The organism is Micromonospora sp. GCM10011542, from assembly GCF_042650685.1.
Lineage (GTDB): Bacteria > Actinomycetota > Actinomycetes > Mycobacteriales > Micromonosporaceae > Micromonospora.
On sequence record NZ_JBHSBO010000040.1, the window covers coordinates 274,685 to 289,831 of the forward strand.

Annotated in this window: 10 protein-coding genes; 1 reads left to right on the forward strand and 9 read right to left on the reverse strand. The window is 69.7% G+C overall.

From position 1 onward, the window contains the following. Positions 1 to 85: 85 nt before the first annotated feature. From ACFOW4_RS14715 to ACFOW4_RS14755, 9 genes are all read right to left on the reverse strand, one after another. Entirely contained in the window at positions 86 to 1,111 is a 1,026-nt protein-coding gene (locus ACFOW4_RS14715) for a LacI family DNA-binding transcriptional regulator (protein WP_377527897.1), read from the reverse strand. Between the two features lie 131 nt (positions 1,112 to 1,242). Beyond that, complete coding sequence (gene araA / locus ACFOW4_RS14720; RefSeq protein WP_377527899.1) at positions 1,243 to 2,748, reverse strand: L-arabinose isomerase; 1,506 nt, start codon at positions 2,746 to 2,748, stop codon at positions 1,243 to 1,245. Between the two features lie 31 nt (positions 2,749 to 2,779). After that, positions 2,780 to 3,775 (reverse strand): galactofuranose ABC transporter, permease protein YjfF, encoded by a 996-nt coding sequence (gene yjfF / locus ACFOW4_RS14725; RefSeq protein ID WP_377527900.1) that lies wholly within the window; start codon positions 3,773 to 3,775, stop codon positions 2,780 to 2,782. Further along, complete coding sequence (locus ACFOW4_RS14730; protein WP_377527902.1) at positions 3,772 to 4,842, reverse strand: ABC transporter permease; 1,071 nt, start codon at positions 4,840 to 4,842, stop codon at positions 3,772 to 3,774. Before ACFOW4_RS14730 ends, yjfF begins: the two co-directional genes overlap by 4 nt. Beyond that, complete coding sequence (locus tag ACFOW4_RS14735; RefSeq protein ID WP_377527903.1) at positions 4,839 to 6,383, reverse strand: sugar ABC transporter ATP-binding protein; 1,545 nt, start codon at positions 6,381 to 6,383, stop codon at positions 4,839 to 4,841. The genes ACFOW4_RS14730 and ACFOW4_RS14735 overlap by 4 nt, the downstream gene beginning before the upstream one ends. A 190-nt stretch (positions 6,384 to 6,573) precedes the next feature. Then, positions 6,574 to 7,590: an ABC transporter substrate-binding protein gene (locus ACFOW4_RS14740; RefSeq protein ID WP_377527905.1), complete on the reverse strand. Its 1,017-nt coding sequence runs from the start codon at positions 7,588 to 7,590 to the stop codon at positions 6,574 to 6,576. A gap of 149 nt (positions 7,591 to 7,739) precedes the next feature. Beyond that, the gene (locus ACFOW4_RS14745) at positions 7,740 to 8,438 is read right to left on the reverse strand and encodes an L-ribulose-5-phosphate 4-epimerase (RefSeq protein ID WP_377527906.1); all 699 of its coding nucleotides are present in this window, start codon (positions 8,436 to 8,438) and stop codon (positions 7,740 to 7,742) included. Then, positions 8,435 to 10,132: a ribulokinase gene (gene araB, locus ACFOW4_RS14750; protein ID WP_377527907.1), complete on the reverse strand. Its 1,698-nt coding sequence runs from the start codon at positions 10,130 to 10,132 to the stop codon at positions 8,435 to 8,437. Before araB ends, ACFOW4_RS14745 begins: the two co-directional genes overlap by 4 nt. 389 nt (positions 10,133 to 10,521) lie before the next feature. Then, a complete protein-coding gene (locus ACFOW4_RS14755) occupies positions 10,522 to 13,620 on the reverse strand; it encodes a beta-L-arabinofuranosidase domain-containing protein (RefSeq protein ID WP_377527909.1) in 3,099 nt (1,032 codons plus the stop codon). A 317-nt stretch (positions 13,621 to 13,937) separates the two neighbouring features. On the opposite strand from ACFOW4_RS14755, the gene ACFOW4_RS14760 reads away from it, so the two are divergent. Next, entirely contained in the window at positions 13,938 to 15,128 is a 1,191-nt protein-coding gene (locus ACFOW4_RS14760) for a cytochrome P450 (protein ID WP_377527910.1), read from the forward strand. Positions 15,129 to 15,147 lie beyond the last annotated feature (19 nt).

Genomic DNA, 15,147 nt, shown 5'->3' on the forward strand with positions numbered 1-15,147 from the left:
ACCGGTACGCAATCGGCCCCCGTCACCGGCCCCCGCGGTCGGTGACGGGGGTCCATGCCGTCGGGTCGGGCCCGGGGCCGCGCGCTCAGGACGGCCGGCTGCCGCTGCTGGAGCGGACCACGAGCGTCGGTGCGACCGGGGACGGGTGCCCCCGCTCGGCCGGCGGACCGGCGTCCAGCAGCTCCAGCAGGGCCGCGACGCACCGACGGCCGACCTCGTCGAAGTCCTGGCGGATGGTGGTCAGCGGTGGGGAGAAGTATTCGGCCTCGGGGATGTCGTCGAAGCCGACCACGCTGACGTCCTCCGGCACCCGCACGCCCTGCTGGTGAAGGGCGCGAAGCAGGCCGAGCGCCTGGTGGTCGTTCGCGCAGAACACCGCGGTGACGTCGCGCCGGTCGGTGAGGGACTGCCCGATCTCGTAACCCGCCCGCGGGCTCCAGTCGCCGACGATGACCGGCGGAACCGGACGGTCGGCCGCCTCCAGGGCCAACCGCCATCCGTCGACGCGGTCGCGGGCCTCCAGCCAGTCCCGGGGACCCGCGATGTGCACCACCGTTTCGTGCCCGAGCGTGAGCAGGTGCTCGACGGCCAGGCGGGCGCCGGTCACCTGATCGACGGCGACGCTGGGCAGGCCACCGTGCCCGTCGGGTTCGACCACCACCGCGGGCACACCGGTGGGCAGGCCGTGCACGGCGACCGCGGCGCTGATCATCGGCGCGATCAGCACGACCCCGGCCACCGACTGATCGGTCAGGGCGTTGATCGCGGAGGTCAGACCGGACCGGTCCAGCCGTTCCAGGGTGACGATGCTGATCCCGTAGCCCGCCGCCCGCGCGGCTCGCTCGATGCCGAGCAGGGTGGCGGCCGGACCGTAGAGGATGGTGTCGAAGCTGACCACTCCGATGACGCGCGACCGCCGCGCCGCCAACCCGCGGGCCAGGGCGTTGGGTCGGTAGTTGAGCTGGTGCACGGCGCGCAGCACCCGGTCGCGGGTCTCCTGGCGGACGCTCGGATGGTTGTTGAGCACCCGCGACACGGTCTGGTGCGAGACACCGGCGAGCCGTGCGACGTCGCTCATCACCGCGGCGCGAGCGGCCGGCGGCTGGCGCATGACAATCCCCCTCATAGTCATCGTAATGCCGCAGCCCGGGCCGCAAGCGGACCCTTGCGAGGGCGCTGTCGTCGGTGCGCTCCCGCTATGGAAGCGCACCGACGATCACGCAGCGTGCGCGAAATGCGGCGTCAAAAACCCCTGGCCAGACGGAAATAGGCCTGATTCCAGCGAATCTCGTCAGCCAGACGTCGGGTGGTGGTTTCCGCGTCGATGACGACGAGCTCGGTGGCGTTCATCTCGGCGAGGTCGTGCAGTTCCTCGATCCCGACGGCCTGCGACAGAACCGTGTGGTGTGGTGCGCCCGCGGTGAGCCAGGCCTCGGCGGAGGTGGCGAGGCTCGGGCGGGGGCGCCACACCGCCCGGGCGACGGGCAGCTTCGGCAGCGGCTGCGGCGGTGCGACCACGTCGATCTCGTTGGCGACCAGCCGGAACCGCTCACCCATGTCCGCCAGCCCCAGGACCACGCCCGGACCGGGCTGGGCGTCGAACACCATCCGCACCGGGTCCTCGCGCCCACCGATGCCCAGCGGGTGGATCTCGACGCTGGGCGTCGCGGCGGCGATGCTCGGGCACACCTCGAGCATGTGCGCGCCGAGCACGACTTCCTGACCCGGTGTGAGGTCGTAGGTGTAGTCCTCCATGAACGAGGTGCCGCCGCTGCTCCCGACCGACATGGCCTTGAGCGTGTGCACGAGCACCGAGGTCTTCCAGTCGCCCTCGCCACCGAAGCCGTAACCGTCGGCCATCAGCCGCTGCACGGCCAGGCCGGGGAGTTGCCGCAGCCCGCCCAGATCCTCGAAGTTGGTGGTGAAGGCGCCGAACCCACCGGCGGTGAGGAAGTCCCGCAACCCGGCCTCGATGCGGGCGGCGTAGCGGAGCGAGTCGTGCCGCTCGCCGCCCGGCCGCAGCACGGGCTCCAGCCGGTAGCTGTCGTCGTACTCTTTGACCAGCTCGTCGATCCGCGTGTCGGGGACCGCGTCCACGACCTTCACCAGGTCGTTCACCCCGTACGTGTTGACGGAGACGCCGAATTTCAGCTCCGCCTCAACCTTGTCGCCCTCGGTCACGGCCACGTCGCGCATGTTGTCGCCGAAGCGGGCCAACCGCAGCGACCGTGTCGCGGCGTATCCGATCGCGGCCCGGGTCCAGGCCGCGATCCGGTCGACGACCTGCGGGTTGCTGACGTGGCCGGCGACCGTCTTGCGGGCGACCCCGAGCCGGGTCTGTACATACCCGAACTCCCGGTCGCCGTGGGCGGCCTGGTTGAGGTTCATGAAGTCCATGTCGATCTCGGACCACGGCAGCGCCACGTTCGCCTGGGTGTGCAGGTGCAGCAGGGGAGTGCGCAACGCGTCCAGACCGGAGATCCACATCTTCGCCGGCGAGAAGGTGTGCATCCAGGCGATGACCCCGACGGCTCCCTGGACGGCGGCGTCGCGGCAGACGGCCAGGATGTCCGCGCTGGAGGTGAGCACGGGCTTCCAGACCACCCGGGCGGGGATGGCCGGATCGGCGTCGAGCCGTGCGGCGATCTGCTGCGACTGGGTGGCCACCTGACGCAGGGTCTCCGGGCCGTAGAGGCCCTGGCTGCCGGTGAGGAACCAGATCTCTGGGGCCGGGGATGGGCGAGTCATGGGGGTGCCTTCCGACGATCGGGGTGGAGAACTACTTCTTGCGAATGCCGATGAGCCGTTGGAGCACGATGAACGCGAACAGCAGGCCGCCGATCACGATCTTCGTCCACCAGGAGTTGAGGGTGCCGTCGAAGGTGATCAGCGTCTGGATCACGCCGAGCACCAGCACACCCAGCACCGTGCCCAGCACGTAGCCGGCGCCGCCGGTGAGCAGGGTGCCGCCGATGACCACCGCGGCGATCGCGTCCAGCTCCATGCCGACGGCGATCAGCGGCGCCCCCGACAGGGTGTAGAAGGACAGCAGCAGGCCCCCGACCGCCGAGCAGAGCCCGCTGATCGTGTAGACGGCGATCCGGGTGCGGCCGACCGGCAGGCCCATCAACAGCGCCGACTGCGGGTTTCCGCCGATCGCATACACGTTGCGGCCCAGCCGCGTGTACGCCAGCGTGAACGCGGCCACCACCACCATCGCGACCGTGATCAGGACGCTGACGGTCAAGAAGCTGTCGCCGATCCTGATGCGCTCCTGCGCGACGCCGGTCCAGAAGCCGTCGGTGATGGGAATGGACACCGAGCTGATCCAGGTGCACATGCCGCGGGCGAAGAACATGCCGGCGAGGGTGACGATGAAGGGTTGGATGTCGAAGAAGTGGATGACGCAGCCCATCAGGAACCCGAGCGTCGGGCCGATCAGCAGCGCGATCAGCAGGACCAGCGCGGGTGGCAGACCGTTGCGCAGCAGCGCGGCCGACACCATCGCGGTCATCGCCACCACCGAGCCGACGGACAGGTCGATGCCGCCGGTGAGGATCACGAAGGTCATGCCGACGGCGACGACGAGCAGGAACCCGTTGTCGATGAACACGTTGAAGATGACCTGGACGCTGGAGAAGGCGCTGTACTGCGAGACACCGATGCCGTACATGACCAGCAGCAGACCGAGGCTGACCAGCACGGGCACCTGCCGCCGCGGTAGCCGCCACCGGGTCGTTCGGCCCAGCCGCGCGGTCAGTTGTGTCGTGCTCATGCCGCCACCTGCTCCTTCTTCTCGCCGGCCGGAGCCGCCGGTGCGGTCCCGGTGGCTCGCCGGCGACGCAGCCGGGCCCGGAACGCCGGCGCCTGGATGAGGCAGACCGCGATCACCACCATCGCCTTGAACAGCAGGGCGGTCTGCGGGTCGATGTTCATGGCGTACACCGACGTGGTGAGGGTTTGGATGATCAACGCGCCGAGGATGGTGCCGCTGAGGTAGAAGCGGCCGCCGACCAGCGAGGTACCACCGATGACCACGGCGAGGATCGCGTCGAGTTCGACCCACAGACCGGCCGCGTTGCCGTCGGCGCTGGAGACGTTCGCGGTCATCATGAACCCGGCCACGGCGGCGCAGGCGGCGCTCACGACGTATACGAGGATCGTGATCCGCCGCGCGCGGATGCCCGCCAGCCGACTGGCCTCGGCGTTGCCGCCGACCGCCTCGATGATCATGCCGAGCGCGGTGCGGCGGGTCAGCACCGCCACCAGCAGCGTCACGGCCAGGGCGATGATGATCGCGAACGGCAGGGTCAGCACATGGCCGACCCCGATCATCCGGTAGGGATCACTGTTGATGGTGATGATCTGACCAGAGGTGATCAGTTGCGCCAGGCCCCGTCCGGCGACCATCAGGATCAGGGTGGCGATGATCGGTTGGATCCCGATCACGGCGACCAGCACCCCGTTCCAGGTGCCGAGGAGCAGCGCGATCCCGAGGGCGAGGGCCAGGGCGGTCAGCACGCCGCCCAGGCTGTTCTGGTCCGACTGTTTACTGATGTAGAGGCAGGCCACCGCGCCGCTGACCGCGACCACGGACCCGACGGACAGGTCGATCCCGCCGGTGGCGATCACCAGTGTCATGCCGAGTGCGACCAGGATGAGCGGGGCACTGAGCCGGACGATGTCGATCAGGCTGCCGTACAGGTGTCCGTTCTTGACCTCGACGGCCAGGAAGCTCGGTCGGTAGGCCGCGTTCGCCGCCAGCAGCACCACCAGCACCACGACCGGCCAGAACAGCCGGTGACCGGCTACGGCGGAGGCGCGTGTTCGCCAGATGCTCATGCCTCGTCCCGCCCTTTCTGTTCCGCTCCGCTGGCGATGACCCGCATGACGCGTTCGGCGTCCAGGCTGTCGTCGTTGGCCAATTCGGTGACCATCCGCCGGTCCCGCATCACGGCGACCTTGTGGCTGAGCCGTAGCACCTCCTCCAACTCCGCGGAGATGAACAGCACCGCCATGCCGCCGTCGGAGAGCTGCACCACCAGGCGTTGGATCTCGGTCTTCGCGCCGATGTCGATGCCGCGCGTCGGCTCGTCGAGGATCAGCAGCCGCGGCTCCGTGATCAGCCATCGGGCGAGGACGACCTTCTGCTGGTTGCCTCCGGAGAGGTTGCGCACCGGCATCTCCGGGTCGGCCGGGCGGATGCTCAGCGTCTCGATGTAGCGCCGGACCAACTCGTCCTGCCGGCGTCGGGGGACCGGCCGCAACCAGCCGCGGGCCGCCTGCAGCGCCAGGATGATGTTCTCCCGCACCGACAACTCGCCCACCAGGCCCTCGGTGCGTCGGTTCTCCGAGCAGAACGCGATGTTGCGTTCGATGGCGGCGCCCGGTCCCCGGATGCTGACGGGGCGCCCGTCCACGGCGAGCCGACCCCGGTCGGCCCGATCGGCGCCGAAGAACAACCGGGCGACCTCGGTCCGCCCCGATCCCAGCAGCCCGGCCATACCGACCACCTCACCGCGGTGGATGGTGAGGCTGAACGGCGCCACCGAGCCGGTCCGCCCGAGTTCGGTCGCCTCGACGACCGGAGTGCCCCTCTCGACGGCGGCCAGGTCACGCCCGGCCTGCTCGTCGAGTCGCTCCAGCGTGTCAAGCTCCCGGCCGATCATCTTCTCCACCAGCGCGAACTGCGGTAGCTCCGCGGTGGGGTACTCACCGACGAGACGGCCGTTCCGCAGCACCGTGATCCGGTCGGCGATCTCGTACACCTGGTCGAGGAAGTGCGTGACGAACAGGATCGCGATGCCCTCGTCGCGCAGCTGGCGCATGATGCGCATGAGCTGGGCGACCTCGTCGGCGTCCAGGCTGGACGTGGGCTCGTCGAGAATCAGCACCCGGGCCTGTACGTCGACGGCGCGGGCGATCGCCACCATCTGCTGCACGGCCAGGGAATAGCTGCCGAGCGGCTCGCCGACGTCGATGTCCAGGTCGAGGCGGGCCAGCAGGGCCGCGGCGCGGCGACGCATCTCGCGCCAACCCACCGTGCCGAACCGGCGCGGCTGACGACCGATGAAGATGTTCTCCGCCACCGACAGGTTCGGGCAGAGGTTGACCTCCTGGTACACGGTGCTCACGCCGGCCGCGGTGGCCTGCATCGGACCGGAGAAGGAGACCGCGCTGCCGTCGAGCGTGATGGTTCCCGCATCGCTGCCGTACACCCCGGTCAACACCTTGATCAGGGTGGACTTGCCGGCGCCGTTCTCGCCCATGAGGGCGTGCACCTCGCCGGGGAACAGCCGGAAATCGACACCCTCGAGGGCGCGGACCCCCGGGAAGAGCTTGCTGATCGCGGTCATCGTCAGGACCGGATGGCTCTCCGACATCCCACCAGACCTTTCGTGATTGTCCTCAGGTGCGCGGCCGCTGTGACCGTCCACCGCGGTCCCGGCCCCGTCGACTCACGGCGCGCGAGAGTGGTCCGGGCCGGCGGTGTGTTCGACACCGCCGGCCCGTTCGTCGTGCCGGCGAGAGTTCGCGGCGCGGGCACCATGGGTGCCCCGCGAACGAGGCTCGTCAGTACTTGCGGTTCGGCAGGGCTTCCTTCGCCTGTTCCTGGGTGAAGGTGGTTTCCTCGGTCTCGATCCGCGTGGGGATCTGCTCGCCGGCCTTCACCTTCTTCGCCAGGTCCATGAGCTGGGGCCCGAGCAGCGGGCTGCACTCGGCGATGAAGTTGAACTTGCCGTCGGCCAGGGCTTGCATGCCGTCCTTGACCGCGTCGACCGTGATGATCTTGATGTCCTTGCCCGGCACCTTGCCGGCTGCCGTGATCGCCTCCAGCGCTCCCAGGCCCATGTCGTCGTTGTGCGCGAAGAGCACGTCGATCTTCGGGTTGGCCTTGAGGAACTGCTCCATGACGGCCTTGCCGCCGGCCCGGGTGAAGTCACCGCTCTGGGACGCGATGATCTTCAGGTTGGGGTTGGCGGCGATCGCCTCCGCGAAGCCCTTCTTGCGGTCGTTGGCCGGCGCCGAGCCGGTGGTGCCCTGCAGCTCGACGATATTCACCGGGCCGGTCGCGGACTTGGTCTGCTCGATCAGCCACTCCCCGGAGAGCCGCCCCTCCTTCACGAAGTCCGAGCCCAGGAAGGTCTTGTAGAGCGACTTGTCGGCCGAGTCGACCGCCCGGTCGGTCAGGATCACCGGGATCTTTGCGTCCTTGGCCTCCTTGAGCACGGTGTCCCAACCCGACTCCACCACCGGCGAGAAGGCGATGACGTCGACCTTCTGCTGGATGAAGTTGCGGATCGCCTTGATCTGGTTTTCCTGCTTCTGCTGGGCATCGTCGAACTTCAACTCGATGCCGGCCGCCGTGGCGGCCTCCTTGATCGAGGTGGTGTTCGCGGTACGCCAGCCGCTCTCCGCGCCGACCTGCGAGAACCCGAGTACGATCTTGCCGTTGCCGCCGGCGTCACCAGCGTCGCCACCGCTGCCGGTGTCGCTGTTGGCGCAGCCGGCCAGGCCGGTGGCGAGCAGCCCGGCCGCCAGGATGGCGCCGAACGCACGGCGGCTGACGGTACTGCCGGTATTCCTCATGTGAGGACTCCTTCTGGGATGAGGTGGGGAATTCTGGCGGTGCGTGTCCGGCCAGCGCGCTCGACGGTCAGACCGCCGGTGCGCTGGACGACGCCTGCGTTGCGATCGGCCGGCCCGGGGGCAGCGCGGCCGTCCGGGTACGGCCCGCGCTACCGGCGGGCTGACGGGATGCTGCTCTGCCCGTAGACGTTCTGGTAGCGCTCGTAGAGCGAATCGATGTCCTCGGTGGCGATCGGCAGCGGTTGACCGAGCGCCCTGGCCAGATGCGCGGTACGGGCCACGTCCTCGCACATGACCGCGGCCTTGACCGCCGCCTTGGCATTCGAGCCGATGGTGAAGACGCCGTGGTTGCGCATCAACACCGCCGGCGACCGGTGCCCGGACAGGGTGGCGACGATGCCCTTGCCGATGTCGTCGCCGCCGATGAGGGCGAACGGGCCGATCGGGATCTCCCCGCCGAACTCGTCGGCCTGTGCCGTGAGGTAGCAAGGGATCGCCTCGCCCCGCGCGGCCCAGGCGGTCGCGTAGCCGCTGTGGGTGTGCACGACACCGCCGACGTGCGGCATCGCCCGGTAGACGTAGGCGTGGGCGGCGGTGTCGCTCGACGGTGACAGGTCTCCCTCCACCACGGCGCCGTCGAGATCGCAGACGACCATGTTGTCCGGCCGTAGGTCGTCGTAGGAGACCCCGCTCGGCTTGATGACCATCAGGTCCCGACCCGGCACCCGGGCCGAGACGTTACCGGCGGTCCAGGCCACCAGGTTGTACCGGACCAACTCGGCGTGCAGGGCGGCCACCGACTCGCGCAGCCGCGCCACCTCGCCGCTCACAATGAGCTGCTCGCTCATGCCATCACCTCCAGGCGGAGCGCGGCCTCGCCCGACTGCGTGGGGAGGGCCACCGACCGGGCGGCGTTACGGATGTCGCGCAGGCGGAGCAGCACGTCGTCCCCGCCCCGGCCGAAGTGGTCGTGCAGCCGCCGGTACTCGGCGTACAGCGCGTCGTAGGCGCGTACCCGCCCGGGATCGGGGAGGTACGCGTCACGGTCGACCCGGCCCATCACCGCCGACGCCGCCGCGACGTCGGGATGGGCCCCCGCCGCGACCGCCGCGTGGATCGCCGAGCCCAGCGCCGGGCCCTGGGCCGAGCCGATGATGCCCAGCGGCCGGTTGGTGACGTCGGCGTAGATCTGCATCAGCAGGGGATTGCCGGTCAGTCCACCCGCGACGATCAACTCGTCCACCGGCACGCCCGCCGCGGCGAACGCCTCGATGATCATGCGGGTGCCGTACGCGGTGGACTCCAGCAGGGCGCGGTAGACGTCCGGCGGCCGGGTGGCCAGGGTCAGCCCGACGATCACCCCGCTCAGATCATGGTTGACCAGCAGCGACCGGTTGCCGTTCCACCAGTCCAGCGCCATCAGCCCGTGCGCACCCACCGGTTGGGCGGCGGCCTGCTCGGTCAGCAGCTCGTGCGAGGCGTACCCGTCCGGTGCGGAGTGCTCGACGTACCAGCCGAAGATGTCACCCACGCCGCTCTGGCCGGCCTCGTATCCCCAGAAGCCGGCGCTGATACCGCCGTCGACCACGCCGCACATGCCGGCGACCTCGGCCACCTCCGTGCCGTTGACAACGTGGCAGGTGGAGGTGCCCATGATGGCGACGAGCCGGCCCGGCTCGAGGGCCTGCGCGGCCGCGGCGGTGACGTGGGCGTCCACGTTGCCGACCGCCACGGCAATGCCCTCGGGCAGGCCCGTCCATGCCGCGGCCTGTGCGGTCAGCCCGCCGGCGCGAGCGCCCAACGCCGCCAGCGGGCCGTCGATCTTCTGTACGAAGTCGGCGAAGCCCGGGTGCAGCGCGGCAAGGTAGTCCCGCGACGGGTAGCGACCGTCCTGGCGCAGGCCCTTGTATCCGGCCGTGCACACGTTGCGGGTCTCGGCGCCGCACAACTGCCAGACGATCCAATCGGCGGCCTCGATCCACCGCTCCGCCCGGGTGTAGACCTCGGGGTCCTCCTCGAGCAACTGCAACGCCTTGGCGTACTGCCACTCGGCGGAGACCTTGCCGCCGTAGCGACCAATCCACGGCTCACCGCGCTGGTGCGCCAGGGCGTTGATGCGGTCGGCCTGCGGCTGGGCGGCGTGGTGCTTCCACAGCTTCACGTAGGCGTGTGGACGGGTTCGCAGCTCGGGCAGCTCGCACAGCGGGGTTCCGTCGGCCAGGGTGGGCAGCACCGTGCAGGCGGTGAAGTCGATCCCGATCCCGATCACCTGGTCCGCGGCGACACCGCTCGCGGCGAGCGCGCCGGGCACGGCGTGCCGTAGCACGTCGCGGTAGTCGTCCGGGTCCTGCAGGGCCCAGTCGGCCGGCAGCGCCCGCCCGTCAGCGGCCAGGACCGAGTCCATGACGCCGCTCCGGTAGGCGTGTACCGCGGTGCCGACCTCGGCACCGTCGCCGACGCGAACGACCAGGGCGCGCCCGGACAACGTTCCGAAGTCGACGCCGATGACGAACCGGTCGTGCGGCTCCGTCGAAACGCTCATGTGATCCTCCGCTCGGCTGCTGGGCTTAGTGTTAGCGCTCACATCGCTGCCGTCAAGGCTCTGTTGGCAACACTCGCGCAACGTTGCTGTCGTCGCTGGTCAACGCGCTACTGGCACGGATAAGCCGGCGGCACCGGGTTGTTGAGGGTGCGGCCCGCCATCGAGAGCGCCGGATGTTATCGCTAGTCACGGACGGACGCGGCCGGTGGGCGGTCCATCGGCCGTGTGTGTCAGCACCGTCGGCGATAGTTGCGGTGGTTACCGCTCTCGGCTGCGGCGCCGCGACAGGCGGCGGCCCGGTCGACGAGGCCGACCGGGCCGCCGCCTGCACGGGCGGTCACAAGCTTGCCGGGCACGCCGCGGAGCCGGCTACCGCCCAGCAGCAGTGCCTACGGGGTTAGTTCACGGTCCGCGCGGGCGGCGCTGGAGACGACGCGGTCCTTCTCCGCTTCGGTGAATACTCCCGCGCCGAGGAACGCCTCGGCGGTGCGGGCGACGGCCGACACGAAGTCGCCGTGGCTGGCGAAGGGCGCCTCGTCCCACACCAGGTCGAGGAAGGTGGGGCCGTCGTTGCCGGGTGAGGGGACTCCGGTGACCGGAACGTCGTAGCGCGGCAACCCGTCGTTCCGCTTGTGGTTCGGCACGCCGGTGTCGATGGACCCGAACACGATCGTCGGCTCGACCCGACGGAAGTACGACGACACGGGCTGGGTATCGCTGATGTAGTACGGCCGCAGGGTGAAGCCGTGGGTGGTGAACAGCATGTCACCGGCCGCGGTGGTGCCGGCGTGGGTGATCGCCGAACGGGCGTAGTCGCCGTCGCGCTTGAGGTGGCGGTAGAGCGACAGTTCCCGGTAGCTGCCGTTCCCGGGGTTGCCCAGGATCTGCAGGAGGATGGGGCCCCAGAAGATCGCCTGCGTGTCGGGGCGATCCAGCGCCCGCTCGATCCGGATGCTGAACGGCATCCGGATGTCGATGGTGTCGCCCGGACTCCACGTCCGGCTCAACGTCAGATAGGTTCCCGGCTTGGCGTCGACGTCCGCGGCGGCACCGTTGATCGAGACGAAGAAGCCCTTCTGGACCCAGCCGGGTACCCGCAGCTTGATGTCGAGCTGGCCGCGGCCGTTCACCACCAGCCTGGTGCGGTCGGCGCGGGGGTAGGCCGTCTCCTGGGTGATGGTGAAGCCCTTCTCGGCCCAGGTCAGCTTCGACGGTACGAACAGGTTGACCCACAGCGTGCCGCCGTCGGCGGACTTGAGGTAGACCGTCTCCTGGTACTTGGTGTGGTTCTCCAGACCGGTCCCGCCGCAGCACGTTCCGGTGTTGCCGTAGCTGCGGTTGGCTCCCGGGGTCAACGGCTGGAAGTAGGTGACCTGCGGGTTGCTGACGCTCGTGGTGTCGGCCCGGGAACCGGTGATCTGGTTGAGCAGGCCGCGCTCGTAGTAGTCCATGTACGCCGGGTCGTGCTCGTGCAGGAACAGGTTACGGGCCAGCTTGATCAGGTTGTACGTGGTGCAGGTCTCGGCGCCGCCCTGGGCGATGGCGTTCGCGATGTTGTCCCGGTTCTGGAACAGCTCGATGTTGTTGTTGGAGCCGGGGTAGTTGCCGCTCGTCCCGCCGTTGGCGAGCATGCGGTGCGGGACGACCATGCCGAAGAAGTTCTTCGCGGCCTGGAAGTACTCCTGGTCACCGCTGTGCTCGTAGACGCGCAGGTATCCGATGAACTGTGGGACGTGCGTGTTGGCGTGCAGTCGCTCCGGACGGCGACGTCCGGGACGGTTCTGGGGTGTCACGACGAGGATGTCGCGGTTCTCGACGCAGGCGCCGAACAGTGACTCCCGGTTGTCGAAGCACTTCGCGGTCTCCAGGTGCTGCGCGTCCTTGGTGAGCGCGTAGATCTCGGGGAACACCTCGTTCGCGCCGCCGAACTCGCCCCCGATGTAGAGGTCCCACATGTAGTTCAGGTTGTCCCGAGTGATGGGGCCCGGGTAGGCGGGATGGTTCTTGTCGCCGACGGTCAGCGCGAGATGCGCCCACTTGGCCATCTTGACGACCACGTCGAGCGCCTTCTGGTTGTCGGTGTGGTAGTACGCGTCGAGCAGGCCGCGCATGATCTTGTGTTGCGTGTACCAGGGCGCCCAGGTGTTGGTGCTCGCGTTGCCGCCGTAGACGGCCCAGCGCGGCGGACCGAGCCGAAGCACCGCGTCCTCGGGGATGGCGCCCAGGTAGCCGGGGTGGGTCGGGACCCACAGGCCCTCCCCGCCGCTCTGGCTCGCCACGATGCCGCCGTCCCGCCGGTTGGGCGAGGAGTCCCTGATGGTCGTGCCACCGTCCTCGTCGAACCGGTACCAGGCGATCGTCCCGCCGCCGGTGGAACCGGCCGGTGAGTCCAGCAGCGACTGGATCTGCTGCTGGCTGAGAGCCCGGTCGAAGACGTGGAACTCGTCGACGGTCGCGTCCAGGAACGGATCGCCGTACTGCGAGCGCCCGAGCCACCGGTTGCCGGGATTTCCCAGGTTGGACGGGTTGAGGGTCATGTTGGCGTTCGTGCCGGCCACCTGGCCGTTCACGTAGAGCGTTCCGGTGTTCTGCGACAGCGTGACGGCCAGGTGCACCCACTGGTTCGTCGGCAGCGCCGCGTTGCCGTTGATCTGCTGCTCCCCGCCGGAACCGCCGACGGTGATGGCGAACCTGGGGGCGTTGCCGGCAACGCCGGCGCGCGGGGTCAGGAACATGTTGACCGTGGTGTTCTGACCGAAGTCGAACAGCCGGCTCCAGTTCTGGGCGGACGCGAGGTTCACCCAGGTGGCGATGGTGAAGTCGGTGAGCTGACTGATCGCCTCCTGCGGAAGGGTCACGTGCTGCGCCCTGCTGGGGCCGTTCAGGCGCAGCGCGTTGCCGAACCGGCCCGGCACGCGGCCGATCTGCGGTTCCTGCGGATCCTCGCCGCCCGGGCCGCCGGCGTCCATCCGGGCGGTGATGGCGGCCTGGCACGCGGCGAGTTCGTCGACCATCCAGTCGAGCTTGGTCTTGAAGATCGGCTCGCCCTTGTCGGCGTAACCCTGCGCCAGGGCCGTCATGAAGTGCCCGGCCCAGTGGCCGCTGAGCAGCCCGCCGTCCTCCCACCCTCCGGGGACCGCGACGCCCGGCGGGTTCGGCCGGCCGGCCTGGTTGTTGAACAGCACGAGGAAGCGGCGCTCGTCGAACTGTCGGAGGTAGTCCTTCGTGCGGTCACGCTTCTGCTGGAGCAGGCCGTCGCCCAGCGTCACGTCGCGCAGCTGGAACGGCCGCACCGGGGCGGTGCCGCCGGGGCCGGGCTCCGGCGGGGTCGGGCTGAGCGGCGTCGGGCCGGTCGCCGTCGTGGTCTCGGTCGCCGCGTGGGCGGCTGTCGCCGGGAGTATGCCGGTGCCGGCCGCCGCAGCCACACCGACCGCTGATGCCTGGAGCAGTTGACGTCGATTGACCGAGGGCTTGTCGCGTTGGGCCACTGAGGATCGTCCTTCCACCTGCGCGTATGAGGCAGACCCGCCGGCTCTGTCGACAGCGAGCCCGGGGCGGGTCCGCCGCCGGTAGCCGGGATCACCCGGTGCCAGGGAGTGTGAACGTTAACTACAGGCCCCGTCAATCCTTACGTACGAGTAGGACCGACCTTTGACACGCCCAGGAAACACTTCTATGTTAACGCTCAATCTGTCGGTCGGCGGGTCCTGCGGGCTGTCCACACCGCACCGGATCGGGGGCACGGACTGCCAGGGCAGGCCAGCGACGGCCCGAACAGGATGGACGTCCTCAGCGAGGAGGCAGCGTGATCGCCCCGTTCGGCGCGTCAGAGTTGTGGGACCCGGCGGTCCGCCGTGACCCGCACGACTTCTACGACCGGGTTCGAAACAGTGGGTGGCCGGTGCTCCAGATCGATCCGGCGGGCAACCGGCTGTGGGTGGTGGCCGGACACGCCGACGTGCTGGCGGGGCTGCGCCACCCGGCGATCGGGCACGAGATCCACCGACACCGCCCCGGCACGCACCAGCCGGCCCGCCACCACCTGGACGAGGTGGCGAGGATCGAGAGCCGGCAGCTCATCAGCCTCGACCCACCCGACCACACCCGGCTGCGCGGGCTCGTCAGCGGCGGCTTCACGGCGCGGGCGGCGGCCCGGTTGGAGCCGTGGATCGCCGACCTGGCCGATCGGCTGGTCACGGACGCGCGCCGGCGGGGGCGGATCGACGCGGTGACCCATCTCGCCGACCCGGTGCCGGTCAACGTCATCGCCGAGTTGGTCGGCATCCCGCAGCCGGACCGTCCGAGGTTCCGGACCTGGTCCGCCGCGATCGTCTCGGCCAGCCCGGACGGCCCGGCGGCTGTCGTCGAGTTCGGCGCGTACCTCGACGAGCTCGCGGCCCGGCGCCGGGCGGACCCGGCGGATGACCTGATGTCCGAGCTGGTGACCCTGCAGGACCAGGGCGACCGGCTCGACCGCGACGAACTGGTCGCCCTCGTGCAACTGCTGCTCATCGCGGGCCAGGAGACGACCGTCGACCTGATCGTCAACGGCATCCGCCTCCTGCTCACTTATCCGGAGCAGTGGCAGGCGCTGCGGGAGGACCCCTCGCTAGCGGCGGCGGTGGTCGAGGAGACACTCCGGTTCCGGGGGCCGGTCGAGATCGTGCCACCGCGGTTCGCCCTTCGGGACATCGAGCTGGCCGGCGGGCTCATCCCAGCGCTCGATCGCGTGGGGTTGTCGTTGTGGGGCGCCAACCGCGACCCGGCGGTCTTCGACCGACCGCACGTGTTCGACATCCACCGCACCGACGTCCGCCGGCACATCGCCTTCGGGCACGGGATCCACTTCTGCCTCGGCGCCCACCTGGCCCGGCTCGAGAGCCGGATCATGCTCGAACGGATCGCATCCGGGCTTCCCGACCTGCGTCTCGCGGTCGACCCCGGCGACCTCGACGCCTTCCGTCTGCACCAGAACGGGCTGCCGCTGCGCGTTTGAGGTCCGGTGGCCACCACGA